Below are 10,446 nucleotides of genomic sequence, written 5' to 3'. Positions count from 1 at the left end.
AAAAAATAATACCTAATACTGTTTATAATATTGATAGAAATGAATTTGAAATTATTAAATCAATAAATATTATTAAGTATAAAAGAGAAGAAATAGACAAAATTAACCTTATAAAGATAAATGAAAAAATAAGTTTGATTGAATTTAAGAAAAATAGAAAAAAATACAAACTATATTTTATGCAAAGTCCATATTTAATAAAAATATATAATTTAAGCTTAACTAAACTTTTTAATTAATATAGATATTTACTTATTGGCACTATATAATAGTGGTATAAAAAATATTTATACTAAAGGAGACTAATCATGAGTAGCATGGGTGTTTTTGACATATTAGGGCCTATAATGATTGGGCCATCATCATCACATACTGCAGGAGCTGCAAGACTTGGAAAAGTTGCAAGAACTATAGCTGGTGATGAAGTATCTGAAGTAACATTTTTATTACATGGCTCTTTTGGAAAAACTTATAAAGGACATGGAACTGATAGAGCATTAGTTGCAGGTATAATGGGAATGGATCCATCAGATGAAAGACTTAGAGACTCACTTGAAATTGCAAAGGAAAAGGGAATAAAGATTACTTTCAAGGATGTAGATTTAGGCGATTATCATCCTAATACAGTAAAATTTTTATTGAAGCTTCAAAATGGCAAAGAGTGTGAGGTTATAGGCTCATCAATTGGTGGAGGAAATATTGAAATAAATGAAATTAACGGAAATGAAGTTAAGTTTACCGGAGCATATTCTACTATAATAACTTCTCATAAAGATATTCCAGGAACTGTAGCAAAGGTTACTAATATTTTATATGATAGCAAAGTTAATATAGCCTTTTTAACATTAGGAAGAAGTCAAAAAGGAAAGGATGCAACTATGACTTTTGAAGTAGATAGTAAACTTTCTGATGATTTAATTGAAGAAATAAAAAAGGTAGAGGGAATTGAAAAAGTAATACTTATTAATAAGATTGAGGACGGTGAGTAGTTTGGACGTAGCAAGATCTGGAGAAGAACTTATTAAAATATGTGAAGAAAATTCTATTTCTTTAAGTGAATACGCTATTAGAAGAGAAATGGAAGATAGAGATGTATCAAGAGAAGAAGTCTTAGCAAAGATGAAAAAGACATTAGATGCCATGAGAAGTGGAGCAACAGAAGGAAGAGAAAAAGAAGTTTATTCTGTTAGTGGACTTATTGGTGGCGATGCATATAAGCTTCAAGAATATTTAAAAAAGGGAAAAACATTAACTGGAGATACTATGGTTTTAGCTATGGCGATGGCTTTATCATCGTCTGAAGTAAATGCATCTATGGGGAGAATAGTAGCTTGCCCAACAGCAGGTTCTTGTGGAATACTTCCAGCAGTGATATTAACAGCAGGAGAAAAACTAGGGAAAAGTGATGATGAATTAATAATGGCATTATTTGCATCAGCCGCAGTAGGTATGATAATAGGAAGAAATGCCACTTTTGCAGGAGCAGAAGGTGGTTGTCAAGCTGAATGTGGATCTGCATCAGCAATGGCATCAGCTGCAATAGTTGAAATGATGGGTGGTACTCCTAAGATGTCTTTAGATGCCGCTGCAATAGTCTTTAAAAATATATTAGGACTTGTTTGTGACCCAGTTGCTGGATTAGTTGAAATCCCATGTGCAAAAAGAAATTCATCAGGAGCTATAAGTGCTTTATGCACAGCAGATTTAGTAATGGCAGGTGTGGAATCAAAGATACCATTTGATGATGCACTATCAGCAATGTATAAAGTAGGAAGAAGTCTTCCTCCATCATTAAGAGAAACAGCACTTGGAGGAGTTGCAGTAACTAAAGCAGGATTAGAACTTAGAAAAAAAGTATTTGGAGACAACTAAAACAATAGGTAAGAGTGAAGAAGTAATAAGTAATAGTTTAAGTAGTTTTAATACGTAAAACAAAAAGTATAAAAGAGGTTACATAATATTATTAATAAAGGTGCTATCGCACAATGTAAAATGAATAATTAAAAATGTAAAATTAAGGAGCTGTTCGACGGCTTCTTAATTAAATATATTATAAAGCTATAGAGTATATACGAGAACTATCTCCCCATGGATGATAGCCTATACCAATATATTTAAATCCGTATTTTTCATAATATCCTATGTGGTCAGTACAGAGGTATAAGTTAGAAAATCCTCCGGCTTTAGCATCTTGTTTTGCCTGTTCTAGTAAAAGAGAACCATATTTATTTCCTCTAAATTCTTCATCAATGTATAAAGCACAAACCCAAGGGTATAAATCCATACGACTAATAAAATCATTTGTAATAAGACCTGCACAACCAATTATTTTACTATTTTCAATAAGTAAATACCATTGTGGCAATGGATTAGAAGTAGTAATACAATTTCTTATGCAGTCATCATAAACATTCATACTATTTTCAGAAGCCCATTTACTTTGAAAATATTTAATTGCTTCATCTGTATATTCAGGTGATTTTTTTATTGATATAATTTCCATATCATTCACATCTTTCTATTATTAAATATACTTAGTCATTAATAGCTTCAATTCCCTGTTCTTTAAGTTTAAGTAAATTATCTTTCATTTTTTCATTCCTATTATATATTCTTCTCCATAACTATGCATAGATTCTAAAACAGGAATAATCTTAATTCCTATTTCAGTTAATCCATATTCAACTTTAGGAGGTATTACTGGATAAATCTTTCTATAGATAAGATTATCCTCCTCTAAGCTTCTAAGTTGATTCGTTAGCATCTTTTGTGTGACATTTGGTAAATTTCTTTTTATATCACTAAATCGCAAAGGACCATTTATTAGATACCAAAGTATTAGTATTTTCCATTTCCCTGAAAGAAGCCTATGAACTAAAATCATTGGACAAACTTCATGATTATCTTTATTATCTTTATTATTATTTATATTACAATCTTTATGATTTATTGTAAATTTCTCCATATCCCATCTCCTTAAAAATAAAAACTAATTGATAATAGGTATCAATTTAGATACTATGTATAAAAAAAGTGTCTACTTGTAATTTGTTATTTTATAAACTATCATTTAATTATATTATATATTAAATACATAAACATTACAAAAGTGTTTAGGTGGAGGGTAAAGATGAAAAAATTATTATATATTAAAGCGAATATTAAACCAGAAGGCCAATCAAGAACATTTCAAGTAGCGGATAGCTTTGTAGAAGAATATAGAAGATTAAATCCTAATGATGAAGTTACAACTTTAGATTTATATAATGAAAATATAGATTTCTTAAGACAAGAAGATTTAGGAGCAGTTTTTGGAGAGAAGACTGAAGAAAGCAAAAATCATCCAATATTAAAATATGCTTATCAAATTGCAGATGCAGATAAGATTATTGTAGCTGCACCAATGTGGAACTTAGGTGCACCAGCTATAGTTAAGGCTTATTTTGATTATGTAAGTGTTACTGGAATAACATTTAAGTACACAGCACAAGGTCCAGTTGGAACTTGTAAAGCAGATAAAGCATTAATAGTTTCAGGTAGAGGTGGAAACTATTCTAGTGGATTTGCTGCAGAATTAGAAATGGGAGAAAGATATTTAAGAGCAATTCTTTCATTCTTTGGAGTTAAAGAAATTAAAAGTGTAGCAGCTGAAAGTCTTGATGTTGTAGGAATGGATGTTGAAAAGATTCTTGCAGATACTATAGCAGAAGCTAAAGAAATAGCAAAAGACTTTTAATAAAACTTAAAATTACCATTTAGAAATCCCATTACCTTATGAATAGTATATAGTTTAAAGCAAATACTAAAATCGTAAGGTGGTGATTTTAATGGATAAGAACCCTAACATTAAATGTACAGTTGAGCAATGTAAGTATAATAATACGAATGAAAAATATTGTACATTATCAGTAATTGAAGTTGGAACACACGAACAAAACCCAACTCAAGTTCAATGTACTGATTGTAACTCCTTTGAATTAAGATAATGAGACAGGAAATGAGAAATTAATAATAATTTCTCATTTCTTTTTTTATAAATAAATTACTAAACTTTTAACGTAGTTATAAGTGAATGGGTTAAGATATTATATTTGAAAGCTATTATAAGAGAAAATACAAGTTTTCTTTACAATACAATAATTTAAAAAAGACTTAAGGAAAACTTTATGTAATATGGATAAAAAATAATAAAAAAACTAAAAATAATAATTGATATTTTAAATTAGAAAATTCACTAGGAGTAGGTATGAAAGAAATAGAGGATATTATTGAAGTTTTATTAAAAGTGGATATAAGTAAATATATATTAGCCTTAATAATTATTGTAATAGCTCTATTTATTAATAAGGTTGTAATAACAAAAGTTTTTGATTATATAATTATGTTAGTTAAAAAAACAAGGAATTATGCTGATGATAGTATAGCTAGAGCATTAGAAAAGCCTATTAAATTGTATATTACTTTTTATAGTTTATATGTTTCATTAAAAATAATAGATTTTGACGGATTGAATATAAACTCTATTAATAGTGATAGGTTAAAAAAGATATTTATAATTATTGTTATATGTGATTTCTTTTATAATCTCACTTTAGAGAATTCATTTATTCATAGGAAAATGAGAAAAAATGATATAGTTTTTCCGTTTATATCAATAATAATAAGACTAGTTATAATAGTAATAGGAATAAGTATTATTGCAAGAGAATTCGGGTTTACAGGCTTTATAACTGGACTTGGAATAAGTGGGATAGCATTTGCTTTGATGGCTCAGGATGCCTTTTCTAACCTTTTTGGTGGAGTAATTATAGTATTAGATAGACCTTTTGCTATAGGTGATTGGATACAGACGGCTAATATAGAAGGAATAGTAGAAGAAATAACTTTTAGAAGTACAAAGATAAGAACTTTTTCAATGGCAGTTGCAACTATACCAAATTCAAAGTTAGCTAATGAAAATATTATAAATTGGAGCCAAAGAAAGTTAAGAAGAATACATTTTAAATTTACAATTAGATTTCAAACACCTATAGAGAAAATAAAAAATTCATTAGAGGGAATAAGGGAATTATTAAATAATCATGAAAAAATTGATAAAGATATGATTATTGTGAGTTTCAATGAATTATCTACTTATGGTTTTGGAGTATTCGTGTACTTTTATACTAACGAGTTAAGATATGTTAAGTATGAGGCTTTAAAGGAAGAAATAAATATCGAAATATTAAGGATACTTAGAGAAGAAGAAGTAGAGTTAATGTTCTTAAACTTTAATCTTGGTATTACAAATTTACAGAGAGATAATAATTGTGAAGCTAATTGCTCAGAGTTAGAGTCTATAAGAAATATAACTGAAGAAGAAAGAGGAAACAGGTAATGTTATCAAAGATAACATTAAATGAAAAAATGAAATAATGAAAAAATTAAAATGGTAATTTATGAGAAATGACTAAATTTATTTAATATAGAAATATATAAATATTATGTTCGTGCGACTTGGAGTTTACGAGGTCGCAAAGATATAGAATAAATAAAAGTATATGTAATGATATTTTCATAATTCCGAACTAGAGAGGAATTATTACCTTGAGTCTTGTTAAATAAGGAGATAGATTTTATATTCTGGCGACTTGGAGTTGTATATTGAGTAAATAAAAGTGGATAAATCAATTTCTCATAATTCCGAACTAGAGAGGAATTATTTCCTTCAGTAATGATAAAAGATAGTACTAATAGAGAAAAAATATAATGCTAGTGTGACTTGGAGCTTGTGACGGAACAGCTGGCATTATATTTTTTCTCTATTTTACTAACAATAGTGGTATAATTTAATTGTTCAGTAAATTATTTGAAAGGTAATATTAATTCAGGTGATAAAATGGAAAATGAGAAAAAGAAGCTTATGCAATTATCAGCTAGATGCGGCTGTGCAGGTAAGTTCACACCAGATGATTTAGCTAAGGTATTAAAGCATATTGAAGTAGATGAAGATAAGAGAGATCCAAATTTATTAGTAGGTTTTGATAAATCTGATGATGCAGGGGTATATAAAATTTCTGATGATTTAGCTTTAGTTCAAACTGTTGATTTTTTCACCCCTGTTGCAAATGATCCTTACACTTATGGACAAATTGCAGCAGCAAATGCTTTAAGTGATGTTTATGCAATGGGAGGAAAGCCTTTAACAGCTTTGAATTTATCATGTTTTTCAGCAACTATTGGTGCGGATATATTAGCAGAAATTCTAAAGGGTGGAGCAGATAAGATTAGAGAAGCGGGAGCAACAATAGCTGGTGGACATACTATTACAGATGAAGAGATAAAATATGGAGTTTCAGTTACAGGATTAGTACATCCAGATAAGGTTATAAGTAATTCAGGGGCAAAGGTAGGTGACGTTCTTATATTAACAAAACCTTTGGGGTCTGGAGTATTAACTACAGCATTAAAGATTGATTTTATTAATGATGAAGAATTTGAGGAAGCGGCAAAAGTTATGTCAACATTAAATAAAATAGCTGCAGAAGAAATGCAAAAGATAGGGGTAAATTCTTGTACAGATATAACAGGATTTGGACTTATTGGTCATTCATATGAAATGGCATCAGGAAGTGGAGTAGCCCTAGAAATAGATAGTAAGAAAATTCCTATTATGAATAAAGTAAGGGATTTAGTTAAAGAGTATTGTTTGCCAAGTGGAGCATATTCAAATGAAAAACATTTTGAAAAATGGGTAAGCTTTATAGATAATATTGATGATGTAACTAGATTGACATTCTTTGACCCACAAACTTCAGGTGGTTTATTGATTTCTGTAAGTGAAGATAAAGCAGATGAATTATTAAATAATATTAATAATAGAAGTGAAATTAAAGCAGCAATTATAGGAAGAGTAATTGAAGCAAATCAAACTAATAAGCCTATAAATATAATTTAGGTGAAGTTCTGTGTTGATATATGAGTTATTGGAGATAAAAGAAAAAGATATAGTTTCAATAGTAGGTGCAGGTGGAAAGACCACATTAATGTTTCTATTAGCAAATGAACTTGAAAGATTTGGTAAGGTTTTAGTGACCACTACAACTAAAATTTATAGACCAAATGAAAATGAAGTTAAATATTTAGCTTTAGGAAAAGAAGGATATGAATTTATAAGAAATAATAATGATGATGGAATTTATGTTTATGGTAAGTATATAAATGAAGAAAATAAATTGGTAGCTCCTGATATGGAAAGTATAAGCTACATAAAAAATGATTTTAAATATATTTTAATTGAAGCTGATGGATCTAAGAAAAAGTGTTTAAAAGCTTGGAATACTTATGAACCTGTTATCTTGAATGATACTAGTAAAACTATAGGAATCTTAAGCTTAAAAGCTATTGGAATGAAAATAAATGAGGAAAATATTCATAGATTAAAAGAGTTTATAGATTTAACTAATAGCAATATTGATGAAGAGGTTAATTTAGATATATTAATAAAGACTATATTTAATGATGATGGGTTATTTAAGAATTCAATGGGAGAAAAAATATTGTTTCTTAATGCAGCAGATTTAGTTGATGAAGATACTATGCTTTTATTAATTAATAAAATAATAAATGAAAATAAAGAAGTACGACTTTTAAGTAAAATTATATATGGAAGCTTAAAGGATTTATCTTTAAAATGTATTAAGTTGTAATAAAAGGGGGCAGATATATGAGTTTAGATTATGTGGTTGTAAGAGGTGGAGGAGACATAGCCTCTGGAACTATACAAAAGTTATATAGAAGTGGATTTAAAGTAATTATATTAGAAGTAGAGAAACCAACAGCAATAAGAAGAAATGTGGCTTTTAGTGATGCTATATATAATGGAGAAACATCAGTAGAAGGAATTATAGCTATAAGAGTTAATAATATAAATGAAATGAATGAAGCTCATAAAAATAATTTTATACCAATATTAGTTGATCCAGAAGGGAAAATTATTAATGAAGTTAAACCTTTAGTTGTAATAGATGCTATATTAGCAAAGAAAAATTTAGGAACAAACAAGAATATGTCCCCGATTACTATAGCTTTAGGCCCTGGTTTCAAAGCGGGTAAAGATGTAGATGTTGTTATTGAAACAATGAGAGGACATAATTTAGGAAGATTAATTTTTGATGGATATGCTATGCCTAATACTGGAGTTCCAGGCGAAATTGGAGGATATTCAAAGGAAAGAGTAATATATAGTGATTCTGATGGAGTAATAAGAAATATAAGTAGCATTGGTGAAATAGTAAATAAAAATGATGTACTAGCCTATATTGGTAAAAATGAGGTTAGAGCACCTATTGATGGATTATTAAGAGGGCTAATTAAAGATGGGACAACTGTATATAAAGGATTAAAAATAGGAGATGTAGATCCTAGACTTAAAGAAGTAGAAAACTATACTACCATTTCAGATAAGGCTAGAAATATAGGTGGTGGAGTTTTAGAAGCTCTATTGATAATGAAAAATATCAAAAAAATCTAAAAAAAAAATTATAAAGAAATGTGATAGAGGTGGTATTATGAATATTATTGATTGTAAGGGATTAGCTTGCCCTATGCCTGTAATAAAAACTAAAAAATATTTTGACTTAGAAGATTCAAAAGAGACTTTAGTAATAGTAGATAATGAAGTAGCAAAAAACAATATTTTAAGACTTGCAAAGGGAATTAATTTAAATAGTAGTTTTATTGAAGAAGAGGGATTATATAAGATACAACTTTCAAGAGGGGAAATTAAGGATGTAGAAATCTCCAATGTTAATGAAGGATTAGATAATATTTCTGTACATTCAGCACCAACTATATTAGTAGCTACTAACCTTTTAGGGAATGGAGATGACAGGCTAGGAGAAACTTTGATGAAAGTATATATTAATACTTTGGCAGAGTCAGAAATCCTTCCAGAAAACCTAATGTTTATAAATGGAGGAGTTAAGCTAACTTGTACAGGCTCAGACGTATTAGATAGTTTGAATTCAATGAGTGAAAAGGGGGTAAATATAATAAGCTGTGGAGCTTGTCTAGATTTTTATGATTTAAAGGATGAGCTTAAGGTTGGAGAGATAGGAAATATGTATCAAATTATAGATCTTATGAATAGCAGTGGAAATACTATAAAATTATAAGTAAGAAGTAAGAGTGAAGAAGTAAGAAGTAAAATGTAAGGGAAATAAAAAAACTCAGGGGCCTGAGTTTTTTTTATTTTAACTGACTAATATAATGAGAGAATAGCAAATAAATTTATCCAGTTTTAATTTATCATATAGTAATAGCCTATTAATGCAAGTGAGATTTAAACTATCCTAGTATTTTTCTTCCCCTAAAATTATAAAATCTGACTTATCTTTAGGTTTTTGTTCTTGAAAATATTTGTCCTCTTCAAGCATCCACTGCTTCCAAAAATCTAGAGCACTTTCACCATCTCTCTCTAACCCTCTCTTCAAACGAAGCTCTCTATTACATTCTACAAATATTTTAATGTCGTACTCATTATATAATTGGTTACTTATAGAGTAGACACCTTCAAATATAATTAGCCCCTTTGGCTTAACAGTATGCCATTCTGCTAATTTATCCATATCCCAATCATATCTTTGATACTTTCCTTCAATTCCATTGATGATAGGAATAATAATGTCATTACTAAGTCTTTTGATATCATAATCTGCCCCTGATTCTTTTTTAGAAATATCTAGGTGTATTCTTTCATTAGATGGCTTGTATAAATCATCCATATGTATTATCTGACCACTGCCATACTTTGAAGTAATATGCTCTGCCAATGTACTCTTTCCTGACCCAGAAGCTCCGTCAATTGCAACTAAACAAAATTGTTTTACTGCGATATTCTCTTTGATTTTATTTATAATTTTATCTATCATTTCTTACCTCCATAATTCACAATATAATTACGTGATAATATATACTCATTATACACTTTTTGGAATATAACTCTAAAAAAAGGTGTAAGCACCCATCCTGCATGAATAAAGTTAATAATATTAACATTCAAATAAAACAGATGCAATTATTTAAGTATTAAGCTCTAGATTATTATTACCTAGAGAATTTAAGTATTCTTTAACTTTTGGAAAGTTATCATTTTTTATATAAATGAATCTACTATACTTATTTAATTTAAATGAAATCTTTTTTGAAAAACCAAAAAAGTTATCTTCAATTTTGACTTCTGTAATATCTTTTAGATCTATTATTTCACCGTTAGTAAATAAAATATAATTAGATGAAATCCAACCTCTGCATATTATCTTTTTTATAATTGAAATAATTAGTCCTATTGATATTCCAATTACTAGATAAATTTTTATTTTTTCTATAAAATCATAAGTATTTAGAAAATCATTAAAATTGTTTATTTGTACTTTTTTATTATGGAAATATTCTAAATAAAAAGCT

At 28.4% G+C, this 10,446-nt stretch carries 13 protein-coding genes and 1 pseudogene; 10 read left to right on the top strand and 4 right to left on the bottom strand.

The genetic code is table 11. The features are described from left to right. From QK892_RS17935 to sdaAA, 3 genes and pseudogenes are all read left to right on the top strand, one after another. Positions 1-239: pseudogene (locus QK892_RS17935) on the top strand (hypothetical protein); the annotation flags it as partial. Between the two features lie 69 nt (positions 240-308). Continuing rightward, complete coding sequence (sdaAB, locus tag QK892_RS17930; RefSeq protein ID WP_317274915.1) at positions 309-989, top strand: L-serine ammonia-lyase, iron-sulfur-dependent subunit beta; 681 nt, start codon at positions 309-311, stop codon at positions 987-989. A 1-nt stretch (position 990) separates the two neighbouring features. Next, on the top strand, positions 991-1,872 hold the full coding sequence (gene sdaAA, locus QK892_RS17925; RefSeq protein ID WP_317274914.1) for an L-serine ammonia-lyase, iron-sulfur-dependent, subunit alpha: 882 nt from the start codon (positions 991-993) through the stop codon (positions 1,870-1,872). Positions 1,873-2,050: 178 nt separating this feature from the next. Here the strand turns inward: sdaAA and QK892_RS17920 are convergent, their stop codons facing one another. Further along, complete coding sequence (locus tag QK892_RS17920; RefSeq protein WP_317274913.1) at positions 2,051-2,503, bottom strand: GNAT family N-acetyltransferase; 453 nt, start codon at positions 2,501-2,503, stop codon at positions 2,051-2,053. A gap of 84 nt (positions 2,504-2,587) precedes the next feature. After that, the gene (locus QK892_RS17915) at positions 2,588-2,965 is read right to left on the bottom strand and encodes a winged helix-turn-helix transcriptional regulator (RefSeq protein ID WP_317274912.1); all 378 of its coding nucleotides are present in this window, start codon (positions 2,963-2,965) and stop codon (positions 2,588-2,590) included. A 165-nt stretch (positions 2,966-3,130) separates the two neighbouring features. On the opposite strand from QK892_RS17915, the gene QK892_RS17910 reads away from it, so the two are divergent. The 7 genes from QK892_RS17910 (at position 3,131) to yedF (ending at position 9,155) form a co-directional block, all read left to right on the top strand. After that, entirely contained in the window at positions 3,131-3,736 is a 606-nt protein-coding gene (locus QK892_RS17910; protein ID WP_317274911.1) for an FMN-dependent NADH-azoreductase, read from the top strand. Between the two features lie 91 nt (positions 3,737-3,827). Then, the gene (locus QK892_RS17905; RefSeq protein WP_317274910.1) at positions 3,828-3,986 is read left to right on the top strand and encodes a DUF1540 domain-containing protein; all 159 of its coding nucleotides are present in this window, start codon (positions 3,828-3,830) and stop codon (positions 3,984-3,986) included. A 260-nt stretch (positions 3,987-4,246) separates the two neighbouring features. Continuing rightward, a complete protein-coding gene (locus QK892_RS17900; protein ID WP_317274909.1) occupies positions 4,247-5,377 on the top strand; it encodes a mechanosensitive ion channel family protein in 1,131 nt (376 codons plus the stop codon). Positions 5,378-5,878: 501 nt separating this feature from the next. After that, positions 5,879-6,937 carry a selenide, water dikinase SelD gene (gene selD, locus QK892_RS17895; protein ID WP_317274908.1) on the top strand — a complete coding sequence of 353 codons (1,059 nt, stop codon included), beginning with the start codon at positions 5,879-5,881 and terminating at the stop codon, positions 6,935-6,937. Between the two features lie 10 nt (positions 6,938-6,947). Then, positions 6,948-7,688, top strand: coding sequence for a selenium cofactor biosynthesis protein YqeC (gene yqeC, locus QK892_RS17890; protein ID WP_317274907.1), 741 nt, complete (start codon positions 6,948-6,950; stop codon positions 7,686-7,688). Between the two features lie 17 nt (positions 7,689-7,705). Further along, the gene (gene yqeB, locus QK892_RS17885) at positions 7,706-8,512 is read left to right on the top strand and encodes a selenium-dependent molybdenum cofactor biosynthesis protein YqeB (protein ID WP_317274906.1); all 807 of its coding nucleotides are present in this window, start codon (positions 7,706-7,708) and stop codon (positions 8,510-8,512) included. A 37-nt stretch (positions 8,513-8,549) separates the two neighbouring features. Continuing rightward, positions 8,550-9,155, top strand: a complete 606-nt coding sequence (yedF, locus tag QK892_RS17880) for a sulfurtransferase-like selenium metabolism protein YedF (protein WP_317274905.1) — start codon at positions 8,550-8,552, stop codon at positions 9,153-9,155. Positions 9,156-9,332: 177 nt separating this feature from the next. Here yedF and QK892_RS17875 read toward each other — a convergent pair whose 3' ends face one another. Together QK892_RS17875 and QK892_RS17870 are read right to left on the bottom strand one after the other, a co-directional pair. Next, positions 9,333-9,911 carry a uridine kinase family protein gene (locus tag QK892_RS17875; protein ID WP_317274904.1) on the bottom strand — a complete coding sequence of 193 codons (579 nt, stop codon included), beginning with the start codon at positions 9,909-9,911 and terminating at the stop codon, positions 9,333-9,335. Positions 9,912-10,061: 150 nt separating this feature from the next. Beyond that, positions 10,062-10,446 (bottom strand): hypothetical protein (locus tag QK892_RS17870; protein ID WP_317274903.1); only part of this gene is annotated, 385 nt, incomplete at its 5' end.

Origin of the sequence: Clostridium lamae (assembly GCF_033043255.1) — a bacterium.
Classification (GTDB): Bacteria; Bacillota; Clostridia; order Clostridiales; family Clostridiaceae; genus Clostridium; species Clostridium lamae.
This window is presented reverse-complemented; position numbering and strand designations above follow the sequence as displayed.